Raw genomic sequence first — 23211 nt, forward strand, 5'->3', positions numbered from 1 at the left:
AGTTGCGGTTCAGCGGAGCAGCGTTAGATTGAGCCAAGTGCACGTATTGGAAGTCGCATGGAACGAATGATGGAACCAAGCCTGACCGACATCGACGACATGATCGTCCACGAGAAAATGCAGGCGGCCCTCGAACATCAGAACGAAGCCTGGGCGGACGGCATGGCGGACGGCATCGAGCCGGAGATCATCGCCGATGCGGCGATCGCGCTGGCCATGCGGGAAACCATCCGGCTCCATGGCGAAGAAGGCGCCGAAGCGATGTTGAATTCGCTTCGCGAGCGGATGCTGGCCGGAGAATTCTCGCCACAGCGAACAATCCAGTAATATCGGGACTGCCTCAATGAGACGGAACCTTGCAAACCGGGTTTCCCCGGTTCGCCTTGCTACGCTGCTGCTGGCCGGCGTAACCGCGTACACACCGATCATCGCATCCCCCGCGCTTGCCCTCAGCGAGTTTCAGAGGGTTCCTGGCCCTATCGCCAGCGACCAGAACACGGCGCCCGCCGGTCAGCCCGAAGAGATCGAGCAGGAGGAGAGAGCCCCTCTCGAAATTCCAATGCCCGATCCGCTCGTCGACAAGGCCGTAAGCAAAGACGATGAAATCGAGGCGCCGCAAGTCGTTGAGCCTGTCGAGGTGCTGACGGATGTTTCCACGATTCCAGCACCCGTTGCACGCATGCGTGAACTGATCGTCGAAGCCGCTGCCTCCGGCGACATCGAAAGACTGCGGCCGCTGCTCGGCAAGGGACCAACCCAAACCCAAGTGACGGGCGTCAACAGCGACGAGGACCCGGTCACAACACTCAAGAGCCTTTCCGGCGATCAGGACGGCGTCGAAATCCTGGCGATCCTTCTCGACGTTCTGTCGACCGGCTTTGTTCTCGCCGACAAGGGCACGCCGGAAGAAGCCTATGTCTGGCCCTACTTTGCCGAAAAGCCGTTGTCTTCGCTCACAGCGCCGGAAAAGGTGGATCTGTTCCGCCTCGTCACCGCCGGCGACTTCGCCGAAATGGAAGAATTCGGCAGCTATAACTTCTACCGCGTCGGCATCACGCCCGACGGTCGTTGGAAATTTTTCGTCGCTGGCGACTGAGCAGCGATGCGCGGCAGCGACTTTTTGTGCGTCTGGAAAGACGCACGACGCCGTAGAGCGGACGTGAACGGAAAGCAGCCTGGCACTTTTCCTCTTCCCGCTCCGGCGGCATGCTTGCCGATGACCGGCGAACATCCTACCTCTTCGACAAAGAGAACAGGATTCGAACGATGCCGAAGGTTTGCCTCAATGACCGCGCGATCATCAGCGTTTCCGGTAAGGATGCTGAAGATCTTCTGCAAAGCCTGATCACCACCGATATCGGTGCGCTTGGTTCCGACGAAGCGCGCCCGGGCGCCTTGCTGACGCCACAGGGCAAGATCCTGTTCGACTTTCTGATCTCCCGCGATGGCGAAGCACTCAGGCTGGAGACGACGAGCGATCAGGCCGAGCCGCTGCTGAAGCGACTGACCATGTATAAATTGCGCTCCGCGGTCGAACTCTCGCTCCAGTCGCCGGCGCCGGTCACGGTCGTGTTCGAGGAAGAGCAGCCCGCCGGGAGCTATCGCGATTATCGATTCGAGAAGGCCGGAAAATCGGTTTTCCGTCTCTATCACGACATGGAGAACCCGGAGGCAGACGTCACCGAACTCGAGCGGCTGAGGATCGCGAGCGGCGTTGCCGTTTCCGGGCCGGACTTTGCCTTGCAGGATGTCTTTCCGCACGATGTGCTGCTGGATCTCAATGGCGGGCTTTCGTTCCGCAAGGGCTGCTATGTCGGTCAGGAGGTCGTTTCACGCATGCAGCACCGCGCCACGGCACGCCGCCGCGTCGTCATTGTTGCCAGCGAAGCGCCGCTGCCTCCGACCGGCGCAAGCATTACCGTCAATGGCCGATCGATCGGCTCCCTCGGCACTGTGAGGCACAAAGCTGGCCTTGCCATCGTTCGCATCGACAAGGCCGGTGAAGCGATCACCAAGGGGGATACCATTCTCGCAGGCGACGTGCCGGTGACATTGACCCTGCCCGGCTGGACCGGCCTCTCATTCCCGACCGAGGCCGATGAGGCAAGCGCATGACGAATGCGCGTGCCTGGCAGCGTATGCTTTCCGGCCGGCGGCTCGACCTGCTCGACCCCTCGCCGCTCGACGTCGAGCTTTCCGATATCGCTCATGGGCTCGCCCGTGTGGCACGCTGGAACGGCCAGACCTCGGGGGATCACGCTTTTTCCGTCGCCCAGCACAGCCTTATCGTCGAGGACATCTTTCGCAGGACCAACCGTTGCAACGCGGACGAATGCCTGATGGCGCTGCTGCACGACGCCCCCGAATACGTCATCGGCGACATGATTTCGCCGTTCAAGGCTGTCGTCGGCGGTGGGTACAAGACCGTGGAAAAGCGGCTCGAAAGCGCCGTGCACCTGCGCTTCGGCCTGCCGCCTCATACGCCCAAGGAACTCAAGGAGCGGATCAAGAAGGCCGATCGCGTCGCCGCCTATTTCGAAGCGACCGAGCTTGCCGGTTTTTCGGCAGAGGAGGCCCGGAGGTTCTTCGGTCAACCGCGCGGCATTACGCGGGAAACCCTGCTGATCGATCCGCTGCCGGCCGTCGAGGCACAACGACGCTTCGCCGAACGGTTCAACACGCTCGAAGGGGAGCGGACCATGGCAAAGGCGGAAGCCTGAAATGACCGGCATTGTCGTTTCGCCGCTCGCACGCATCGCGGAAATGGCCGTTCGCCACGGTTGCCGCGAAATGCTGAGCCTGCTTGCCAAGGGGCAGGATTTTCACCGCCCTGCCGTGATCGACCGGGCGAAACACCTGACGATCGGCGTCAACGACATCAGCTTCGCCGGAACGGGCGACCTCATTGCTCCGCAGGAGGAACACGTCCGGCGGATCATCGATTTTGCCCGCGACTGGGACCGTACCCGCCCGCTCCTCATCCATTGCTGGATGGGCGTCTCCCGCTCGCCGGCAGCCGCGCTGATCGCAGCCCTTGCGGTCGAGCCGGACCAGGACGACGATGCCTTGGCGGCGCGGCTGCGGCGCGTGTCGCCTTTCGCGACACCGAACCTGCGGCTCGTCGAGATCGGCGACGAGGCGCTGTCGCGACGGGGAAGGCTCGTTGCCGCCGTGCGATCCATCGGCCGCGGCGCCGACGCCGACGGCAATGCACCCTTCATGCTCCCCACCCGACCCGAAGGCGCACAGCATGCCGACTGACGTGCCGGCAATTACGGTCGAGATCGGGCTAAATGCGGCGATCGTCGCCGTCGTCAACCGCAGCCCGCATATTCTCGCCGTCAGCGAGGCCGATGGCGACATGCGTGACAGCTTGCCCTTCGGTCCTTTTGATCCGGCGCGTCACCGCACCTTCGAGACGGGCCTGCGCGATCGTGTCGAAAAACGCATCGCTCTCAAGCTTGGATATATCGAACAGCTCTACACCTTCGGCGACCGTGGCCGGCAGCGGCTGCCCGGCGAGGAAGGCAAGCACATGGTCTCCGTCGGCTACCTGGCGCTGACCCGCACCGACGCCGAGAACAATGAGCGGTTGGCAGAGGCCGGCGCTCACTGGCGGGACTGGTATGGCTATCTGCCGTGGGAGGATTGGCGGCGCGGACGCCCCGCCCTGCTGGACCAGGTAATCCTGCCGGCGCTCGCTCGCTGGGAAAGCAGCCCGCCGGAAGATGAACGATCAGCTTCCGCCTTTCAGCGCCGCTCCCGTGTTCGCCTGGCCTTCGGTCTTGACGATTTCCCCTGGGACGAAGAGCGCGTGCTGGACCGCTACGAACTGCTTTACGAGGCCGGTCTTGTGCGCGAGGCCGTGATCGACGGGCATTGCCGCAACCTCGGCAATCCCACCGTCGGCCTGACGATGCGACACGACCACCGCCGCATCGTCGCGACGGCTGTCGCCAGATTGCGGGGAAAGATCAAATACCGGCCGGTGGTCTTCGAACTGATGCCGCCGGAATTCACGCTTACCGATTTGCAGGCGACCGTGGAGGCGATCTCCGGCCGCCACCTGCACAAGCAGAATTTTCGACGTCTGGTCGAGGGGGCCGAGCTCGTCGAGCCGACCGGCGGCACGCTTGCTTCCACCGGCGGTCGCCCGGCCGCGCTTTTTCGCTTCCGCCGCCAGATACTCGACGAGCGGCCGGCTCCGGGGCTGAAGGTCGGCGGGCGTTAGACTATTCGATGACGGCACAGGCGAGACGGTCACCCGCGTCGCCCGCCGGTTGGCTGCGGTTGTCATCGGAGCCTGCATGGATCACCAAGGCCCGTCCGCGAACGGCGGTGCCCTTGTCGTCGAGAGAGATAAAGCTGTTGAACACCTGGGCGTGCAGCGTCCCGTCGGCGCCGACATATTGGTTCGGCATGTCGCCGGCGTGCGGACCTTTCGCCGCCAGGAACCCATGTTCGGCGCTCTCGTCCTCTCCGGCAAAATGCTTGCCGGCAGACTCGTAGCCGCCTGCAGCGTCGCAGCTCCCGACTTCGTGAACATGGAAGGCAACCCAAGTGCCCTTTGGCAGGTCGGTGACCTCCATCTCGATCAGCACGCCTTTCCCGGCCGCCGTCAACATCGCGCGGCCCATCTCCTTGCCATCCTTGCCGATGAAATTAGCGGCGGCAGTCTGCGATGACTCTTGCGCAGATGCAGTGGCTGCCGCGCCGATTGCCAGCGCAACTACAGCTAAGATTCTGATCATCACCAAATCCTTCCTCGCTCGCGGGATAGAAAGACCAACGCGCGGGTGGTGATGTCGTTCCATAGGAGCGCGGAAGAGTTGTGGTCGATGATTCCGCGCCTAGATCGTCACGTCGAGCCCGACGTCGAGCGTCGGCGCCGCCATGGTGATCTTCGAAGTGGAGATGTAATCGACGCCGCTCTCGGCGATTGCCCGGATCGTGTCGATCTTCACGTTTCCGGACGCCTCGAGCCGCGTGCGGCGCGGGTCGGCGGCATAGTCGGCCGGATTCAGCCGCCAATGTCCGGCATTGATGGCGACGGCCTCGCGCAGCAACTCCGGTCCCATATTGTCGAGCAGGATCACGTCCGGCGCAGCGGTCAGCGCCTCGCGCATCTGCGCAAGCCCGTCGACTTCCACCTCCACCTTGACGAGATGGCCGCAATAGGCACGCGCCGCGTGGATGGCATCGGCGACACCGCCGGAAACGGCAATATGGTTGTCCTTGATCAGCACGGCATCGTCGAGGCCGTAGCGATGGTTGGAGCCTCCGCCGAGACGGACGGCGTATTTCTCCAGGGCACGCAGGCCGGGAATGGTCTTGCGGGTGCAGCAAACCTTGGCGGCCGTATGCGCGATCTCATCGGCGAATTCTGCCGTGTAGGTGGCGATCCCGGAGAGATGCATGAGGAAATTGAGGGCGACACGTTCGGCAGATAGCAGCCCCCTCGCTCGACCCGATATCCGGGCAATGGTGATACCAGGCGCCACACGATCGCCGTCTGCAGCCAGCGCGTCGAAGCGGATTGACGGGTCGATCAGCCGAAATGCCGTCCGTGCCAAATCCAGCCCGGCGATGACGCCCGCATCACGGACGCGCATTTCCGCCACCGCCGCCTTGTCCGGGCCTATGGTCGAGAGCGTCGTGATATCGCCGGCTCGGCCGAGATCCTCCAGGAGGGCGGCCCTCACCTGTTCTTCGACCATGAGGGCGGGCAGTTCCGGGCGTAGCGCGGCAGTCATGGGCTTGGTTCCTGCATCTGTCTGGATGTCGATAACGCTTGGAGATATCCGGCCGGCTGTCACGCCGGCTCGGTTTCGGCCACCTCCGCGGCCAGGCGTTCGGCCTGCGCCAGCGTCAGGTACGTGCGGCGCTGCCATTCGGGGCGCTCGGCCGGGCAATCGGCACGGAAATGGCCGCCCCGGCTCTCGGTGCGCTGAAGCGCGGCGACAGCGATGAGCTTTGCAGTGGTGATGATGTTGGCGAAGCGCAGGCGGCTGTTGGAGCGCTCCAGTGCCGCAATCTCGCGGATCGCCCGCGTCAGGCTCTCGCGGGTACGGATAACGCCGACGCAGTCGCTCATCAGGCTGCGCAGGATCTTGAACGGCGGGCTGTCCTCGACCGTCACCGGATCGTCGTTCTCGCCGGCATTATCGCCCCATTCGGTGAGCTTCGGCGCCGGCAAGGTGCCCTTGATGCTTTCCGCGATGCGCGCGGCGAAGACCACGGCTTCGAGCAGCGAGTTGGAAGCGAGACGATTGGCACCGTGAACGCCGGTCGAGGTCACCTCGCCTGCCGCCCAGAGACCATCGATCGAGGTGCGGCCCTGCCCGTCGGTCAGCACGCCGCCCATGTGATAGTGAACCGCCGGAACAACCGGGATCGGTTGCGTCACCGGATCAATGCCGGCCGCGAGGCAGGAGGCATAAACGGTCGGGAACATTTCGGGGAAATGTTTGCCCACCGCCTTGGTGCAATCGAGGAAGGCGCCACGCCCGGCCTGCACTTCGGCGAAAACGCCGCGCGAGACAATGTCCCGCGGCGCGAGCTCGCCGTCGGGGTGAATGTCGAGCATGAAACGATGACCCGCGGAATTGACAAGCACGGCGCCATCGCCGCGCAGCGCCTCCGTGGCCAAGGGCGCCGGGTCCTTGCCGATATTGATCGCGGTCGGATGGAACTGGACGAATTCGGGATCGGCTATAATTGCGCCCGCCCGCGCCGCCATGCCGACACCCTGGCCACAGGCCTCCCACGGATTGGTGGTGACGGCGTAGAGGTGCCCGATGCCGCCTGAGCACAGCACGACGGCGCGCGCGGGGAAGGAGACACGGGTCTTCGACTGACCGGCGTCCGGCCTCGCGATGACGCCGGAGATGAAGCGCCCCTCACGAACCAGTTCCTCGACCACATAGCCTTCGATGATGCGGATAGACGGAGTCCTGCGCACGGCGGCGATCAGCGCTTCCATGATCGCCTTGCCGGCCATGTCGCCTCTGACGCGAACGATACGCCGTTCGGAATGCGCCGCCTCGCGCGAAAGCAGAAGCTTGCCCTCGAGGTCCCGGTCGAAGGGTACCCCATATTCGAGCAGATCGTGAATGCGCGCCGGGCCTTCGGCGACCATCATCCGCGTCATCTTCTCGTCGACGATGCCCGCACCGGCGGTGACCGTATCGGCGACGTGCTTTTCGAAAGTGTCGCCCGGGCTCATTGCGGCAGCAATCCCGCCTTGCGCCCAGGCGGACGAGGCGCCGTGCCCGATAGGCGCAGCGGCAAGGATCGTAACGGGACGCGGCGCCAGCTTCAGGGCGCAGAAGAGCCCCGCGAGCCCGCCGCCAACGATGACGATATCATCGATGCCGTTGAAAGATTGCGGGCGAAAATGGTCTTTCAGCATGGCTCGGTAGCTCCTCCAACGCATGCATGAGTGCCGGGCTTTGGGCCCGGGCATCGACTACTGCTTGAGGTTCACCATGCGCTCGACCGCAAGGCGCGCGCGACCGGCGATCGCCGGATCGACCAGAACCTCTTCCGTCATGTTGAGCAGGCTGTCGAGGATCTTCGGCAGCGTGATGCGCTTCATGTGCGGACAGAGATTGCACGGCTTGACGAAATCGACACCCTCGACTTCCGCCTGGATATTGGAGGCCATGGAGCATTCGGTGACGAGAAGCACCTTGGGCGGCCGCTTATCCTTGACATAGTTGATCATGCCCGAGGTGGAGCCGGCAAAATCGCAGACGGCAATGACATCCGGGTGGCATTCCGGATGACCGATGATCTCGATGCCCGGATTGGCTTCCTTGTAGGCGAGGAGTTCCGCCGCGGTGAAACGTTCATGAACCTCGCAGTGGCCCTTCCAGGTGAGGATCTTCTTGTTCGTCTGACGGGCGACATTCATCGCGAGATATTCGTCGGGAATGCAGAGGACCGTATCGGACGCGAGGCTTTCGACGACCGCCAGCACGTTGGACGAGGTGCAGCAGATGTCGGTCTCCGCCTTCACGTCGGCCGAGGTGTTGACGTAGGTAACGACCGGAACACCGGGATAACGCTGCTTGAGCAGGCGTACATCCGCGCCGGTGATCGATTCCGACAGCGAGCAGCCCGCCTTGGCATCGGGGATCAACACGGTCTTTTCCGGATTGAGCAACTTCGAGGCCTCGGCCATGAAATGCACGCCGCATTGGACGATGATTTCGGCGTCGACCTTGGTGGCGTCGCGCGCGAGCTGCAGCGAATCCCCGACGATATCGGCGACGCAATGGAAAATATCGGGAGTCTGGTAGTTATGCGCCAGAATGACGGCGTTGCGCTCCTTCTTCAGACGATTGATCGCGTGAACATAAGGCGCGTAAGCGGGCCACTCGATGGCCGGGATGAAATCCTTGACCTTCTCGTAGAGATGCGCGGTTTCGCGCGCCATCGCCGGCGTATAGGTGAGGTCCGGTTTTTCGATGACACCGAAGCGCGCAGCCGCGCTGACGAATGCCCGGGCTGGCGCTGCGTCTGCACGAAGGTCAAGATTGGTCATCGTCTCTCCTCTCCCGCCGCTTTGGGCGGCTACTAATTATGCTCACATTGAGCATAATTAGGTCAAAACAAAAGCGGCGAAGCCGCGGCGATTGATTTAGAAAGTTTTGTGACAGATTTCAAGAAGGACGCGCCCATTTCGGGCGCATCCATATTGTCGTCTTCGGTCAGGCCATCGCCGGTCTAACGACGCCACGCTCCTCGATCGGCCAATGGACGATGGCAGCAAACACGCCGAGCGCGACGCCCAGCCACCAGACCGGATCATAGGAACCGAAACGGTCGTAGAGATAGCCGCCCATCCAGACGCCGAGGAAGGAACCGATCTGGTGAGAAAGGAAGACAATGCCGCCAAGCAGGCCGAGATGTCTCGTTCCGAACATGATCGCCACCAGGCCGTTGGTCGGCGGCACGGTCGACAGCCAGAGCAAGCCCATAACGATTGCAAAAATTATGACCGAGGTCGGCGACTGCGGCAGCAGCAGGAAAGCTGTAACGGCGATCGAGCGGGCAAGATAGATCAGCGCCAGGAAATAGGGCTTCGAATAGCGCTGACCGATAATACCGGCCGAGAACGAACCGATGATGTTGAAGAAGCCGATCAGGGCGAGGGCAATCACCGCATAACGCGCATCGATGCCGATGTCGCCGATATAGGCGGGAAAATGCGCGGTGATGAAGGCGACCTGATAGCCGCAGACGAAGAAGCCCGAAACCAGCAGCAGATAGCTTCTATGCCCGAAGGCTTCCCTCAGGGCCTCGCCGACTGTCTGCTTGTACTGCATTTCCGACTGGCGACCGGAAGAAGCGTTGCCGCGCAAGGGGATTGCGACGAGTGGGACCAGCAGCATCAACACGCCGAGGTAGACAAGGCTGTCGGACCAGCCATAAGCGGAAATCAGCCCTTGACTGAGCGGCGCGAACAGGAACATGCCGGCCGAACCAGCAGCCGTGCCGATGCCGAAGGCGAGCGAGCGCTGCTCGGGCGCGACATTGCGCGCGAAGGCCGAAAGCACGATGCCGAAGGAACCGGACGCAACGCCGAGACCGACAAGCACGCCGCCGCCGATATGCAGCCAGATCGGTGCATTGGCAAAGGCCATGATGAACAGACCCGCCGCGTAAACAAGACCGGACAGCGCCAGCACGCGCCAGGTACCGAACTTGTCGGCTATTGCCCCGAAGAGCGGTTGGCCAAGCCCCCAGCAGAGATTCTGGAGCGCCATTGCGAGGCCGAAGGTCGTCCGGTCCCACCCCGTATCGGCGAGCATCGGCAACTGGAAGAAACCCATGGCGGATCGCGGACCGAAGGTGAGCATCGCAATTATGGAACCGGCGGCGATGATCAGCCACGGCAGGCTGCTATCGGCTGGACGTGCGGCAGCTGAGGAAATCGCGGACATAGGATAGCTCCGATTTGTGAGGGCGCATCCTATGGCGGCGCTCATATTGAGGAAAGCCAATTAATTTGACGATGTGATCACAGGAATTGATAGCGCCTGCCGGCAAACCCGCTCTTGCGGTGCGTGAAGGCGCATCACCTAGCGTTCGCGCACCTTCATAGGCCAGCATTCGCCACGCCGCCGAACGACCTTGGCGTCGTCCCCGAGCTTGACGGTCCCCTCGCCTCGCGGCACGGCATTCCAGCCGAAAAGAACGCCCGCGACGCGCCGGTCCGCGGACATGCGCTTTTCCGACAGACCCTGGATCGGATTGCCGCCGGTCCGCTCACCGGTGGTTTGATCTTGCGTGGTCATGATGCATCGGGCGCAGGGCTTGACGAGGTCGAAGGTGATGCCGGCGATCTCCAGACTTTCCCACCAATCTTCTTCCCAGGGTTCATCGCAATCGATCAGGATATTGGTGCGGAAGCGCTCCATGCCGACTGGCTGCTGCCCCTTCGCGATCAGCGTGCGGTTGAGGTCCGCAAGCGATCCGGTCGTGGTAATGAGAATCGGAAAGCCGTCGGCAAAGCCGACTGGCGCTGCCGCGCCCGCCCATTCGGCGCCGACGAAGCGTTCTGCCTGTTCGTCCATGTGGACCAGTTTCACAGCACGCCCGAACCAGCGCGAAAGCACGTCATTGGCGGCATCGTCGGCAACCGCAGCGTCGACGTCGCTCGACCAGACGCTGACATCGAGCCGGCGGCCTGGATCGAAGCGCACGGACAATTCGTTGCCGTTCATCTTCAAGCGCACGCCGCCGTCGATGTGCTCCGCCTCGACCTGTGCCAACGCCTGCAACTCGCGCTGGGTAACGAAGTGGCCATCCGGCTCGACCACCATAAAGCGCCGATCGCCGACGAGCCCATCAATGTTGACCGTCACGGCGGCTTGCGGAATGGCGCGACCGCTCTTCAGCGGATGGATATTGAGGCCGGTCACTTTCATGTCGATCTTTCCGAGTTCAGAAATTGATTCAGGCGGCTCGCAATCTGATTCGGCGAGCGGCGCCAATCGTTTGAAAGATCACATCATTTTTGATTGAGACAATCGGGAATGGCTGCGATCGATTTTCATGGGGATCGGGATGCGGGGCGGAGACCGCTTCACACCTTTCTCTCCTGCTCTAGATTTCATCGAGCAGCATGGCAAGTATGCTGCGCAGCCGGGCTTGCCGCTCCTTCGCATACCGACGCCCCGCCGCGGTCTGGAATCCGTCCGCAAGGCGAAAGAGCTTCGTCTCGAAATGATCGATTGCGTAGGCCTTGTCGTCGAGCGGCCGATCCTCTGCCAGAGGATCGAGCGGATCGTACAGCCCGCTGCCCATGCGTCCGGCGATATAGAAACAGCGCGCCGCTCCGACCATGCCGATCGCGTCCAATCTGTCGGCGTCCTGCAGGATTTTCGCCTCCAGCGTTTCAGGCGGCAGGTTGGCGGAGAAGCTATGCGTCAGGATGGCATGCGCGACAGGCGAAATGTCCGCCGTGCGCCAGGCGAGAGCGTCGAGGATTTGCCAGGCCTTCTCGGCCGCAAGCCGGGAAGCCTCGGCACGCTGCGGTGAGTTCTTCTCGACCGAAACGCAATCATGAAGCAGCACGGCGGCCGCGAGAATGTGAGCGTCGCCGCCCTCCTCGGCCTGTATGCGCGCTGCATTTTTCCAGACGCGAATGAGGTGCGACGCATCGTGTGAACCGTCGTCCTCGGCAAAGGCATGCGGCAAGAGCTTTCTTGCGAGCTCGTCATGAGGCGCGAAAGCGGCTGCCAGTTCCGGAAGGCGTGTCATGCGCGGCTAGTCCCCTCGTCTGGTCCAATTGTAGCTGCCCCAGCGTCGCCCCGGCCGCCATTCCCCGTGTTGGACAATATTCTTTGGTAGAAAAGGCCGATGCCGATCAGTACGCCACCGAGACCGATGAAGGACAGGGCGCGCAGGAATCCTTCCAAATTCGACATGTCGATGAGAAAGACTTTGAGCACGGCAATGAAGACGAGCACGGCCGAGGCAATGCGGATGCTCTTCGCATGGAAGCGCGAGCCGGCGACAAGGAGCGACACACCAAGCACCAGCCAGACGACCGAATAGGTATATGTTTCCCCCTGGAGGAAGCCTCTCCAGTCCGCGACGTTCTCTCCCTGCCAGAAGCGGCGAACGCTGAGGCTTGCCCAGGCGAAGGCGAGGACTGCACCGCTAACCGCAAGCGCGGCCACGTAAGGCCAAGGGCGTTTGTCGCGCGCATACCAGGCGAGGCCGGCGTAAGCGACGCCGGGCAGCAGATAACCGATGAAGAGCAGGTCGAAGACAGGGATCCTGCCGAGCAGTTCGCCGCTGAAATAGGGATTGAGGCCGGCAAGGTGGGCCGAAAGCACCGAGAGCATCGAAAGCGCGCCGAGCGCCATCCCGCCGTAGCGGAACACCGGACTTGGCGACTTCGTGTCCAGGGTCATGAATATGCCGGACGCGCCGATTGCGAGAAGCGTGTAGATCGACTGCTCCGCAAGCGTCGGAACGGAACTGTCGAGAACGCCGCCATTCATCGCGTGGCGAACAAGGATCGCGAGCGTCAGCAGCACGAAAAGACTTGCGAGCGCCTGCATCAGGTTGCGCACGCGCGTCGCCGATGAGGCACGAAGCAGATAGGCGGATGCCACCAGCAGCAATGCCGGAATGCCGTAGCCTGGCAAAAGCGCATTAAAGACTGGTGTCGTCGAGAGATTTCCGGCGCCGACGATCGTCGGCTCCCAGGCGATCCGTGCCAGAACCACGATAGCTGATCCGACGGTTATCCAGGGAAGAACGGGCCAGGAGCGCGCCCGCGTTGCGAAGGTATACCCCGCGCCCAGCAGCGCAACGGCAAGGGTCGTGGCGAGACCATCCGTCCAGGCATGCAGGCCGATGACGAAGAGACCGAAGGAGCCCGCCACCAGCAGTCCGCTAGCGATATCCATGTCCCTTGTATTCATGTCTCTTGTATTCATGTCTCTTGTCTCTGCGCTCCGGCGGTAAAGCCACTCGACGAAAGCGAGAAGAAACAAGCCGCCGATAAAGCCGGCGAACCCGTGCGACAGATCGAAGGCGAATTTTCCCGTCATGAGGAAGGACATGGCCAGCACGGCATTCGGCACGACGCCGCCGATACCTGCCCACAGAATCGCAAACTGCGAGTGCGTCCCAAGCCGCCGGTCGAGCACGAAGGAAGAGATTAGCACGAAGAGCGCCGCCAGCGTCATCGCGGCCAGCATCGCCGTGCTGCCGGGAACGACGACCTCGGGTGAAAGTTGCGGGAGTGCAGGGTCGAGATAGGCAAGAACATCGCTGAGCGCGGTCAGGCTCCACGTGCCGGCGATCGCGCCGAAGGCGGCAAACAGCGCCGGATAGACCACCGTTGCCCTCAATGCGCCGACAAGCGCGAGCGCTGCGATCACCACGACAAATTCCTGGACCGGGAAACGCTCTGCGGTGACTGCCGGGCTGACGAAAAGGAGCGCGAGAACGGTTGCCGCGATCGCAGCCGAGACGGTGACTGCCGCATAGGGGGGTGCGAACAGTCTTTCCCATGGTCCGGCCGCGGCGGCGTCAGCGCGACCCGCCCCCGGCGCACTTTCTGCGCGTTCGCCGCCGCCTGGCCAGATCAATCCCACGCCAGCAATCATCACCAGCAGCGCAAAGGTGACCGGCAACGCCTCGAAGGGTGTCACACCCACGACATAAGCGAGCCCCCAGAGACCAAGCCCGGCATTGGCGAGCGTCGGCACGACAGTCCACTGGCGGAAGCGCGAGGCGAAGAGCGTCGCGAGCCAGGCAATCGAGAGGAAGCCGAACAGCACCCAGGGTCGGGGCTCGTCGCTTGATACGAACAAGGGCGTGAGCAGTGAAGCGAGGAGCCCAAGCCCGGCGAGGGCCTGGCCATGCAACAACGACAGCGCCACCGTCACCAGCGAAATCAATGCCAGCAATACGAATGCCGCCGCAGTGCCGATGAAGCCGTAGATGCCGTGGGCAGCATAAACAACCCCGAAAAGCGTGGCGGCACCGGCCGCCGTCAGCACGCCCGGGATCATGGCATGACGGAACCTGTCGGCAATCGTCGGCATCGCACGCCGGCGGATCACTTCGCCAGCGATCCCAAGCGCGAGACCGAAAGCCGCCGCCAGTGTCAGTCTGACGGTCGGGCTCAGCAGCCCCGCATCGATAGAATATTGCACCAGGAAGTAACCGCCGAGCGCCAGCGCCAGGCCGCCGACCCAAACGGGCCACTGGGCGCCAATTCGGCTTTCGAGGCTTTCTGCCGAGGGTGTTGGAGCCTCCGCGATGGCTGCAGCAGCGACTTGACCGTCGCGGCCACCGTCCTCGGCCTGCTCCTGTGCTCCCGCCTCCTCGTGGGCGCCTCGCGCCGCCCGCGACCAGGGGCCTTCCTTGCCTTCGTCTTCAACTTCGATCGTACCGGGAGCCTGCGCCTCATCGGCCCGCGAAGGAGCAGGCTCGACTGCGGTCTGTCGTTCGCTCAAGCGAGCGATCTCGGCCCTCAGAGAAATGATCTCGGCTTCCAGCCGCTCCGCGGTCTTGCGGCCACCGAGAAAAGCGGCAAGCGCCATGGCAAAGGCAACAAAGGCAATGACTTCAAGCATCTTTTCCCCTGCAGCGCTGCGCGTCCAATCGGACGCGCAGCGGTCGCTGTAGCACTTTGAATTGCTGCATGATTTTGTCATTAAATCGATTCCGATTTAAGGAATCATGCAGTGGCGGCAATCTTCGCAGGCTGCTGCGACCATACAGGTTTTCATTCAAGCGCCAAATGCATTGACAATCGGGCGCAGCAATCTCTTCACTGAACTGTCGCGGAACTGTCATGAACTTGCTGCTACAGCGACGGACGGACGTCGCATGATGCGCGGCGGCTCTATCGTTCAATGTGGAGAACCCGGCAATGGACAAGCATCTCGCCTCAACGGAAGAAACCGAATTCAAGACGCTGACGGAACGCAGGGAGGAATTGGAGGACATCGGTCAGAACTGTTCCGCCAATCCGACCATGGGCGACATCATCAATCGCCGTTTCTCGCGCCGCTCATTCATCGGCGGCTCCTTGGCTGTTGCGGCTATTTCCACGACAGTCAGCCCGCTCGCGCTTTTGACGGCCGATGAAGCGCGCGCCGACGACGCCTCGCGTTTCGACTTCACGGAAGTCGAAGCCGGTATCGACGAGAACCATCACGTGGCCGACGGCTATGATGCCGATATCCTCTTGCGCTGGGGCGACAAGGTTTTTGCCGACAGCCCGGACTTCGACCCGAAGAACCAGACGGCCGCGGCCCAGGAGAAGCTCTTCGGCTATAACAATGACTATGTCGGGTTCATTCCGCTCGAGGACAATCCGGACCACGGTCTGCTGGTCGTCAACCATGAATACACCAATGCGGAACTGATGTTTCCGGCCTTCGCCTCGATCGTGAAGGAAAAAGTGACCAAGGACGGTCAGGAAGTCGAGGAGGAAAAGGTCACCTTTGGCGAATACACCAAAGACCTCGTCGACATCGAAATGGCTGCGCACGGCGGCACGATCATCGAAATCCGAAGGGTGGACGGCAAGTGGCAACCTGTGCTCGACGGCAAATACAACCGCCGCATCACGCTCAACACCGAAATGCAGCTTTCGGGACCGGTTGCTGGTCATGACCGCGTGAAGACGCCGTCCGACCCGACGGGCAAGAAGGTCTTTGGCACGGTCAACAATTGCGCCGGCGGTGTCACCGCCTGGGGCACCTACATGATGGCAGAGGAGAACTTCAACGGCTACTTCGGCGGCGAAATCGCCGAGGACCATGCGGAATTCAAGCAGCTGAAGCGTCTTGGGGCGCCGGGCGGACAATATGAATGGTCCAAGTTCTACGATCGCTTCGACGTGTCGAAGGAACCGACCGAGGCCAATCGCTTCGGCTGGATCGTAGAAGTGGATGCCCTCGACCCGACGTCTATCCCGAAGAAGCGCACGGCGCTTGGCCGCTTCAAGCACGAGGGCTGCGAATCCATCGTCAACAAGGACGGGCGCGTCGTCCTCTATTCCGGCGACGACGAGCGCTACGACTACGTCTACAAATTCGTGACCAAGGGCACCTACAACCCGAACGACCGGGCTGCCAACATGGACCTCTTCGACGAAGGCACGCTCTACGTGGCGAAGTTCGATGAGGACGGCACCGTCACCTGGCTGCCGCTCGTCCATGGCGAGGGACCGTTGACCGCCGAGAACGGTTTTGCCTCGCAGGCCGACGTGCTGATCGACACCCGGCTTGCTTCCGACGCGCTCGGCGCCACCAAGATGGACCGTCCGGAGGACGTCCAGCCCAATCCGAAAACCGGCAAGGTCTACGTGATGCTGACCAACAACACCAAGCGCACGGCGGAAGAAATCAACGCTGCCAATCCGCGTGCCAAGAATGCCTTCGGTCACATCATCGAGATCACCGAAACGGATGGCGATTTCGCCTCGCTCAGCAGCCGTTGGGACGTGCTTCTGAAATGTGGCGATCCAAGCGTTGCCGAAGTCGGTGCGTCGTTCTCGACAGCAACGACCAAGAACGGCTGGTTCGGCATGCCGGATAACTGCGCGATCGACGCCGACGGCAGGCTTTGGGTTTCGACGGACGGCAATAACGAAAAGGAAACCGGCCGCACCGATGGCGTCTGGGCGATCGACACCGAGGGCGGAGCACGCGGTACTTCCAAGCTGTTCTTCCGCGTTCCGGTCGGCGCCGAGATGTGCGGTCCCTGCTTCAATCCGACGTCCGACACTTTCTTCCTCGCCGTGCAGCACCCGGGCGACGCAGGTCTTGCCACCTACGAGAAGCCGGCAACGCGCTGGCCCGATTTCAAGGACGACATGCCGGTACGCCCGGCGGTGGTGGCGGTCACCAAACGTGGCGGCGGCCGGATCGGCTGACCCGCATACAACAGACGCCGCGTCGCCGACGCGGCGTCTGGCTTCATCGTCCCTACTGCATGATTCCTCAAATCGGAATCGATTTGAGGACAAAATCATGCAGCGATTCAAGGTGCTACAGCGACCTTTGCGCGTCCGATTGGACGCGCGGCGCAGTAGTTGCCAGTAGCCCTCTATCAGGCCGCAGACGGTGGAAAAGATTTCAACGCCTTAAGTGCGGCGTGAACAAAAGCGTCACGCACGGAGGAGGCGTCGAGGCCGCGTGGCTCATAGACGTGGCGGTTGAGGAAATAGGCGGTCAGGCGGAACGCGGCAGCGAGGCTGTCGTGGTCGGCCGCCTGGTGCCCACCGGGAGACAGGAAATCCGGAAGGGCGAGCATGCGGTTGGCATAGCGCGCGCCCGCCTCCCGACTGACGGCGCGGCCGGATTTGGGCGAGACATAGACGAGGCCCTGACGCGTGCCGGTCGCGGCACATTCCGACAGATCCAGACCGAAGCCGAGGTCGTTCAAGACGGCGAGTTCGAAGCGTACGAACAGTTCCCCGGCATCCGCCGGGTCCTGAAGATGGTCAACGATGACTGCAAGCGCCTCGTAGAGATGCGGATGCGGATCACGCTCCGGCAGCAGCCGCAGCAGCGCGCCCAGGGCCTGGATGCCATAGACGGACGTTGCCGCCTCCATCAGCCTTGCGGCACGCAGTTGAAGCGGCTCCACTCGAAATTCGCCGAGATGTTCGTCAAGCCGCGCCCGCCAGGTCACTTCGACAGAGTTTCCGGGCTGCAGCACGGGCTGCATCGTACGCGCTCGGCCGGAGCGCACGAGGCCAAGATGCCGCCCATGCGCGGCGGTCATGACTTCCGCGATGACAGAGCTTTCGCCGTGCCGCCGGATGCCGAGTATGATAGCTTGATCGCTCCACTGCATGGAACAGGCATACACCCGGGTTTGAAAGCGGATCAAGCACAGATGTGTCGGCTTCGGATGGGGCGGCGAGAACGGTTCTCGCCGAAACTGTCGCCTTTTCGCTACACCGCCGGTCGGCCACATTTCTGCCTTAGCGCCGCCTCCCCGCGGACATTTTTGGGCCTCAAGCCGGGCCACTCGTTGGAACGCTTCCGAGTCCAGGAATTATTGCAGTCAGCAGGATCAACTATGTGTGTGTCCCGGAACAGCGCCGGCCGCCTGGCGCGGCTCTTCGCCCTTCTCCTTGTTTCGTCAGTTCTCGCCAGCTGCGCGACCAGCGGCCAAAGCGCCAGGCCGAAAGGACCGGATCCATACTACCTCGCCATGTACGGGCCGAAGCCGGAGGAAAAGTTCCCGCTTCCCGCAATCGACATCAGCAAGGTCGAGCCACGCTATCTGCGCCAGCAGGTCGCCTATGCCACTTCCGAACCGCCGGGCACGATCGTCGTCGACACCCAGAATCGCTTCCTTTACCTCGTGCAGGATGGCGGCATGGCGTTGCGCTATGGGATCGGCGTCGGCAAGGCGGGGCTGGAATTCCAGGGTGAGGCCCGTGTCGGACGCAAGGCCGAGTGGCCGCGTTGGACGCCGACGTCCGACATGGTCGCACGCGAGCCGGAACGCTACGGACCGCTTGCCGGCGGCATGGAGCCGGGGATCCGCAATCCCCTTGGCCCGCGCGCGCTCTATCTCTTCCAGGGCAACCGCGACACGCTGTTTCGCATCCACGGCACCACGGAGGCCTGGTCCATCGGAAAGGCCGTTTCGAGCGGCTGCATCCGGCTTTTCAATCCGGACATCATCGACCTCTATAGCCGTGTGCCGACGGATACACGCGTCATCGTGCTTCAATCCGAGCCACCGATGGGTGGACCGCTCGGTACGCCAATGGCGGCGGCCGCTGATGAGGGTCAGCCGCTTTCGATGTGACGACTGGCCCATGTGAAGCGCATTGACACCCAGGCGCCTACCAGGCATCCGGCTCCCGCACCAGGTGCACGATGTTCGCAGGGTTCATGATCCAGCCCCCGCGAAAGCCTTCACCCAGATCCTCGACCGCGTCGCAGCGGACGACTCCGTTCGCCGCGAGATGGTCGAGCGCCTTCTCATGATCGCCGGTGAAAAGCTCCAGCCAGATTTCCGCCTGGCTGTAGTTTGGCACCTCGTCTATCCAGAGGCGATTTGGGCCGAGAACGAACCCCATCGCAGGCGCCTTCTCATCGAACGGCGGAAGCCCGACGACGTCGCGGTAGAAGGAAATCACGGCCTCGTATTGATGGCTAGGAACCTTCATGGCGATGTTGAACCCGCCCTTGATCTCCGTCGGCATCGCACGCCCTCCTATGCTTGCGGCTCAAGTGCAGGATTGCCCGAGAGTTCGCTCACGTAATAGCCCTCGCGCAAGTTGATGCCATATTCGAGCCAGGCCTTCATGCAGGCGAGCATCTGGGACCAGCCTTCGCAGTTCATATAGGAGCTCTTCTGTCCCTGTTCGTTTTCGCGCCAGCCGGTTTCGGCAATGGTGACCATAGTTGCGCCGTCATCAAGGGACTGGAAGCGCATCTCTACCTTTGTCCGGTACGGCGCCTCGCCCTCGCCCACCTTGGCGTCCCACCGGAATACGATTCGCTGATTGGGCTCGACGGTTTCCACCTCCACCGGTACCTCCCCCCACCAGGTGACTGTCGTGCCAGCGACCAGGGGTGCGCTAACACCACCGAGGGTCACGAAGTAACGGCTGAGCTGATCCGGATTGACGACAGCGTCGAACACCTCATCGACAGGCCGGGCGATCCGGCCATTCACACGAAATTCCAAGGTCATGTCTTCCTCCTCGCCATTGTGTGACACGATGATATGTTATAAAAATATAACATGTCAACCGATTCGAAAGACGACGCCGTATTCAAAGCATTGGCCAATGGCCTGCGCCGGCAGATCCTCGACGCTCTGAAAGCCGCGCCGCAGACGACCGGCATGCTCTGCGAACAATTCTCGCAACTCGACCGCTGCACCGTGATGCAACACCTGAAAGTGCTGGAGGACGCTAACCTGATCCTCGTCCAACGAGAGGGGCGCGAGCGATGGAACTATCTGAATGCTTTGCCGATCCAGGCCATTCACGATCGTTGGATCAGCCAATATGCGGACCACGCCATGTCCGTACTGACGGCCCTGCACCGGGGGCTCGAAAGCCCGCCTAAGTGATGGATTCGGCTTTCCATTGCTCAGCTTTCTTCGTATGAACTGTCCGACTATGCAAATTTGGGGATACCGTCGTGCGCTACCTCATCACCGGCACAGCAGGCTTCATCGGTTTCCATGTCGCCAAGCGGCTTATCGACGAGGGACATTTCGTGGTGGGCTTCGACGGCATGACGCCCTATTACGACGTGACGCTCAAGGAGCGTCGCCATGCGATCCTGAAGCGCTCCAATGGCTTCAAAGCGGTGACGGCGATGCTCGAGGATCGGGCGGCACTCGACCACGCTACGGAGCTTGCCGAGCCCGAGGTGATCATTCATCTCGCCGCACAGGCGGGCGTTCGATACAGCCTCGAAAATCCCAAGGCCTATGTCGACTCGAACCTCGTCGGCACGTGGAACATGCTGGAACTTGCGCGCGCAATTGGTCCCAAGCACCTGATGCTCGCGTCGACGTCCTCGATCTATGGCGCCAACGAGAAGATCCCCTTTTCCGAGACGGACCGGGCCGACGAGCCCCTGACGCTCTACGCGGCTACGAAGAAATCGATGGAATTGATGGCGCACAGCTACGCCCATCTCTACAAGGTGCCGACGACCGCCTTCCGCTTCTTCACCGTCTACGGCCCTTGGGGACGTCCCGACATGGCGCTGTTCAAATTTGTGGACGCGATTCACAATGATCGGCCGATCGACATCTACGGCGAGGGCCGGATGAGCCGCGACTTTACCTATATCGACGATCTCGTCGAAGGCATCCTCAGGCTTTCGCACGTTGCACCGGCAGAGGAAAATCGCGTGCCGGCGGAAAAAGCCAAAGACACGCTCTCCTCTCAGGCACCGTTTCGCGTCGTCAATGTCGGTGGCGGCCAGCCCGTCGAACTGATGACCTTCGTCGAAACGGTCGAGAAGGCAGTCGGCAGGCCCGCCATCCGCAACATGCTTCCGATGCAACAGGGTGACGTTCCCCGCACCTACGCGTCGCCGGACCTGCTCGAAGCGTTAACTGATTTCAAGCCGTCGATTTCGATCAAGGAGGGCGTTGCCCGCTTTGTAGAATGGTATGAGCAATATTATTGTAAAACCGGCCAGATCGCATAACGTATTATTAGCCACGAAGCTGCGGTAAAATCTCAGATCCGGCTCAAAATGGTCGCAAATAGGTCTATTTCGCTTTTAATACACGGATTTATCTAAGCGATATCCAAGAAAACCCAACAACAAAGGAAGAACCGATGAAAATCACGATGATCGGCGCCGGCTACGTCGGCCTTGTTTCGGGCGTCTGTTTTGCGGATTTTGGTCACGACGTGATCTGCCTCGATAAGGACGAGCGCAAGATCGAGGCGCTCAAGCAGGGGCAAATCCCGATCTTCGAGCCCGGCCTCGACCATCTTGTCGCCAGCAATGTCGCGTCGGGACGCCTGAGTTTCACGACAGACCTCAAGTCGGCGGTCGCCGAGAGCGACGTGATCTTCATCGCCGTCGGCACGCCGTCGCGGCGCGGCGACGGGCATGCCGATCTCTCCTACGTTCATGCAGCCTCCCGGGAGATCGCCAGCAATCTCACCGGCTTCACCGTCGTCGTCACGAAGTCGACCGTTCCTGTCGGAACCGGTGACGAGGTCGAGCGCATCATCCGCGAAACCAATCCCGAAGCCGACGTCGCCGTCGTCTCCAACCCGGAGTTCCTGCGCGAAGGCGCCGCGATCGAGGATTTCAAGCGGCCGGATCGTATTGTCGTCGGCCTCAACGGAAACGACCAGCGGGCACGTGAAGTCATGACCGAGGTCTATCGCCCGCTCTACCTCAACCAGGCGCCGCTTGTGTTTACCACGCGCCGCACCTCCGAACTGATCAAATATGCCGGCAATGCCTTCCTGGCGATGAAGATCACCTTCATCAACGAAATGGCCGATCTCTGCGAGAAGGTCGGGGCCGATGTTCAGGATGTCGCCCGCGGCATTGGCCTCGACGGCCGCATCGGCTCGAAGTTCCTGCATGCCGGGCCGGGTTACGGCGGCTCGTGCTTTCCCAAGGATACGCTGGCACTCGTCAAGACCGCTCAGGATTACGACAGTCCGGTTCGCCTCGTCGAGACGACCGTTGCGATCAACGACAATCGTAAACGGGCGATGGGTCGCAAGGTGATCACCGCCGCGGGCGGTGATGTGCGCGGGCGCAAGATCGCCGTCCTCGGCCTCACTTTCAAGCCGAATACCGACGACATGCGCGACAGCCCGGCGATCGCAATCGTGCAGACCCTGCAGGATGCCGGCGCCAAGGTGACCGGCTACGATCCGGAGGGTGTCGAGAACGCCCGCAAGCTGATTGAAGGGCTGGATTACGCGGTCGACCCCTACGATGCGGCAGCGGACGCCGATGCGCTGGTCATCGTCACCGAGTGGAACGAATTCCGGGCGCTGGATTTTGCGCGGCTCAAGACCGTGATGAAGACGCCGCTGCTCGTCGACTTGCGCAACATCTACCGCAGGGACGAAGTGGCAAGGCACGGTTTCGGCTATGCCAGCATCGGCAGGCCGGACTGACCAGACGTCCCGAGAAACGGGATAAAAGTGCGGACGCTTTTTGACGTGACGGCAGATTGATTGTGCCGTCACGTGATCGTTCGCAAAAGAGCGGTCACGCGTGATCTGTCGCGTTCATGCCTTCGGCCCTACCTGCGGCATCGGGTCCCAGCTCTTTCCGGCGAGAATGACACAGCTTCGGCCCGAGACATCCGTGACGATCAGGGTCCAACTGCCGTTGTCGGCGGCAAAAACCTCCATGACGGCCTGCGGGTTGATCAATCCGATTGCCGCGGGCTTTTCGTCATATTTTTGCGCAAGGAACTCGATCACCTGGGATCGTTCGGCGCAATTCGCGACCGTCTGCGAACCTGCCGGATAGGGATGTGCCGACACCACTACCGCCAATATGATGGCTCTCGTGAGGCCGCGAATCACATTGCGTACCATGACGCTCCTCCTTTCGCCGGAGCCCCGGCGGAAGAGGATTTCCGCTGACCTGTTCCGCCGTAGACCGGCATCCTATGGTCGACACCTGCTCGCGACACGAAGCCGGTGTCGCCACGAGAGGAGTATGACGGAAAGCAGAG

Annotated in this window: 23 protein-coding genes; 11 read left to right on the forward strand and 12 right to left on the reverse strand. The window is 61.9% G+C overall.

Annotation, left to right across the window (positions count from 1 at the left end; all coding sequences use genetic code 11):
* Window positions 1-57 precede the first annotated feature (57 nt).
* The 6 genes from ILFOPFJJ_RS10015 to ILFOPFJJ_RS10040 all read left to right on the forward strand — a co-directional run bounded on the left by ILFOPFJJ_RS10015 (window position 58) and on the right by ILFOPFJJ_RS10040 (window position 4231).
* Complete coding sequence (locus tag ILFOPFJJ_RS10015) at window positions 58-327, forward strand: hypothetical protein (protein WP_085939040.1); 270 nt, start codon at window positions 58-60, stop codon at window positions 325-327.
* Between the two features lie 16 nt (window positions 328-343).
* Entirely contained in the window at window positions 344-1096 is a 753-nt protein-coding gene (locus ILFOPFJJ_RS10020; protein WP_173510409.1) for a hypothetical protein, read from the forward strand.
* Window positions 1097-1266: 170 nt separating this feature from the next.
* The gene (gene ygfZ, locus ILFOPFJJ_RS10025; protein ID WP_173510410.1) at window positions 1267-2115 is read left to right on the forward strand and encodes a CAF17-like 4Fe-4S cluster assembly/insertion protein YgfZ; all 849 of its coding nucleotides are present in this window, start codon (window positions 1267-1269) and stop codon (window positions 2113-2115) included.
* Entirely contained in the window at window positions 2112-2720 is a 609-nt protein-coding gene (locus ILFOPFJJ_RS10030) for a YfbR-like 5'-deoxynucleotidase (protein ID WP_173510411.1), read from the forward strand. Before ygfZ ends, ILFOPFJJ_RS10030 begins: the two co-directional genes overlap by 4 nt.
* A 1-nt stretch (window position 2721) precedes the next feature.
* Window positions 2722-3261, forward strand: a complete 540-nt coding sequence (locus tag ILFOPFJJ_RS10035; RefSeq protein WP_173510412.1) for a tyrosine phosphatase family protein — start codon at window positions 2722-2724, stop codon at window positions 3259-3261.
* Window positions 3251-4231, forward strand: coding sequence for an NUDIX hydrolase (locus ILFOPFJJ_RS10040; protein WP_173510413.1), 981 nt, complete (start codon window positions 3251-3253; stop codon window positions 4229-4231). Before ILFOPFJJ_RS10035 ends, ILFOPFJJ_RS10040 begins: the two co-directional genes overlap by 11 nt.
* A 1-nt stretch (window position 4232) precedes the next feature.
* Here the strand turns inward: ILFOPFJJ_RS10040 and ILFOPFJJ_RS10045 are convergent, their stop codons facing one another.
* The 8 genes from ILFOPFJJ_RS10045 to ILFOPFJJ_RS10080 form a co-directional block, all read right to left on the reverse strand.
* The gene (locus ILFOPFJJ_RS10045) at window positions 4233-4751 is read right to left on the reverse strand and encodes a superoxide dismutase family protein (RefSeq protein ID WP_173510414.1); all 519 of its coding nucleotides are present in this window, start codon (window positions 4749-4751) and stop codon (window positions 4233-4235) included.
* Between the two features lie 99 nt (window positions 4752-4850).
* Window positions 4851-5753, reverse strand: a complete 903-nt coding sequence (gene nadC / locus ILFOPFJJ_RS10050; RefSeq protein ID WP_173510415.1) for a carboxylating nicotinate-nucleotide diphosphorylase — start codon at window positions 5751-5753, stop codon at window positions 4851-4853.
* A gap of 59 nt (window positions 5754-5812) precedes the next feature.
* Window positions 5813-7411: an L-aspartate oxidase gene (locus tag ILFOPFJJ_RS10055; protein ID WP_173510416.1), complete on the reverse strand. Its 1599-nt coding sequence runs from the start codon at window positions 7409-7411 to the stop codon at window positions 5813-5815.
* Between the two features lie 57 nt (window positions 7412-7468).
* Window positions 7469-8548 (reverse strand): quinolinate synthase NadA, encoded by a 1080-nt coding sequence (gene nadA, locus ILFOPFJJ_RS10060; protein ID WP_173510417.1) that lies wholly within the window; start codon window positions 8546-8548, stop codon window positions 7469-7471.
* 166 nt (window positions 8549-8714) lie between these two features.
* Entirely contained in the window at window positions 8715-9950 is a 1236-nt protein-coding gene (locus ILFOPFJJ_RS10065) for an MFS transporter (RefSeq protein WP_173510418.1), read from the reverse strand.
* Window positions 9951-10088: 138 nt separating this feature from the next.
* On the reverse strand, window positions 10089-10937 hold the full coding sequence (locus ILFOPFJJ_RS10070) for an MOSC domain-containing protein (protein WP_173510419.1): 849 nt from the start codon (window positions 10935-10937) through the stop codon (window positions 10089-10091).
* Window positions 10938-11115: 178 nt separating this feature from the next.
* Window positions 11116-11772, reverse strand: a complete 657-nt coding sequence (locus ILFOPFJJ_RS10075) for an HD domain-containing protein (RefSeq protein WP_173510420.1) — start codon at window positions 11770-11772, stop codon at window positions 11116-11118.
* Window positions 11769-14612, reverse strand: a complete 2844-nt coding sequence (locus tag ILFOPFJJ_RS10080) for a DUF2339 domain-containing protein (RefSeq protein WP_173510421.1) — start codon at window positions 14610-14612, stop codon at window positions 11769-11771. Before ILFOPFJJ_RS10080 ends, ILFOPFJJ_RS10075 begins: the two co-directional genes overlap by 4 nt.
* Before the next feature lie 299 nt (window positions 14613-14911).
* Here ILFOPFJJ_RS10080 and ILFOPFJJ_RS10085 point away from each other — a divergent pair, with 299 nt between their 5' ends.
* On the forward strand, window positions 14912-16924 hold the full coding sequence (locus ILFOPFJJ_RS10085) for a PhoX family protein (RefSeq protein ID WP_173510422.1): 2013 nt from the start codon (window positions 14912-14914) through the stop codon (window positions 16922-16924).
* A 176-nt stretch (window positions 16925-17100) separates the two neighbouring features.
* Here the strand turns inward: ILFOPFJJ_RS10085 and recO are convergent, their stop codons facing one another.
* Window positions 17101-17850, reverse strand: coding sequence for a DNA repair protein RecO (gene recO / locus ILFOPFJJ_RS10090; RefSeq protein WP_173510423.1), 750 nt, complete (start codon window positions 17848-17850; stop codon window positions 17101-17103).
* Between the two features lie 228 nt (window positions 17851-18078).
* Here recO and ILFOPFJJ_RS10095 point away from each other — a divergent pair, with 228 nt between their 5' ends.
* Entirely contained in the window at window positions 18079-18819 is a 741-nt protein-coding gene (locus ILFOPFJJ_RS10095; RefSeq protein WP_173510424.1) for a L,D-transpeptidase, read from the forward strand.
* 37 nt (window positions 18820-18856) lie between these two features.
* On the opposite strand, the gene ILFOPFJJ_RS10100 is transcribed toward ILFOPFJJ_RS10095, so the two are convergent.
* Together ILFOPFJJ_RS10100 and ILFOPFJJ_RS10105 are read right to left on the reverse strand one after the other, a co-directional pair.
* The gene (locus ILFOPFJJ_RS10100; RefSeq protein WP_173510425.1) at window positions 18857-19219 is read right to left on the reverse strand and encodes a hypothetical protein; all 363 of its coding nucleotides are present in this window, start codon (window positions 19217-19219) and stop codon (window positions 18857-18859) included.
* A gap of 11 nt (window positions 19220-19230) precedes the next feature.
* On the reverse strand, window positions 19231-19713 hold the full coding sequence (locus ILFOPFJJ_RS10105; protein ID WP_173510426.1) for an SRPBCC domain-containing protein: 483 nt from the start codon (window positions 19711-19713) through the stop codon (window positions 19231-19233).
* A 51-nt stretch (window positions 19714-19764) separates the two neighbouring features.
* On the opposite strand from ILFOPFJJ_RS10105, the gene ILFOPFJJ_RS10110 reads away from it, so the two are divergent.
* The 3 genes from ILFOPFJJ_RS10110 to rkpK all read left to right on the forward strand — a co-directional run bounded on the left by ILFOPFJJ_RS10110 (window position 19765) and on the right by rkpK (window position 22642).
* Entirely contained in the window at window positions 19765-20097 is a 333-nt protein-coding gene (locus tag ILFOPFJJ_RS10110; RefSeq protein ID WP_173510427.1) for an ArsR/SmtB family transcription factor, read from the forward strand.
* 71 nt (window positions 20098-20168) lie between these two features.
* Window positions 20169-21194, forward strand: coding sequence for an NAD-dependent epimerase (locus tag ILFOPFJJ_RS10115; protein ID WP_173510428.1), 1026 nt, complete (start codon window positions 20169-20171; stop codon window positions 21192-21194).
* A 134-nt stretch (window positions 21195-21328) separates the two neighbouring features.
* On the forward strand, window positions 21329-22642 hold the full coding sequence (rkpK, locus tag ILFOPFJJ_RS10120; protein WP_173510429.1) for a UDP-glucose 6-dehydrogenase: 1314 nt from the start codon (window positions 21329-21331) through the stop codon (window positions 22640-22642).
* 114 nt (window positions 22643-22756) lie between these two features.
* Here rkpK and ILFOPFJJ_RS10125 read toward each other — a convergent pair whose 3' ends face one another.
* On the reverse strand, window positions 22757-23071 hold the full coding sequence (locus ILFOPFJJ_RS10125; RefSeq protein ID WP_173510430.1) for a hypothetical protein: 315 nt from the start codon (window positions 23069-23071) through the stop codon (window positions 22757-22759).
* Window positions 23072-23211: the final 140 nt, after the last annotated feature.

This window comes from Sinorhizobium psoraleae (assembly GCF_013283645.1).
Taxonomy (GTDB): domain Bacteria; phylum Pseudomonadota; class Alphaproteobacteria; order Rhizobiales; family Rhizobiaceae; genus Sinorhizobium; species Sinorhizobium psoraleae.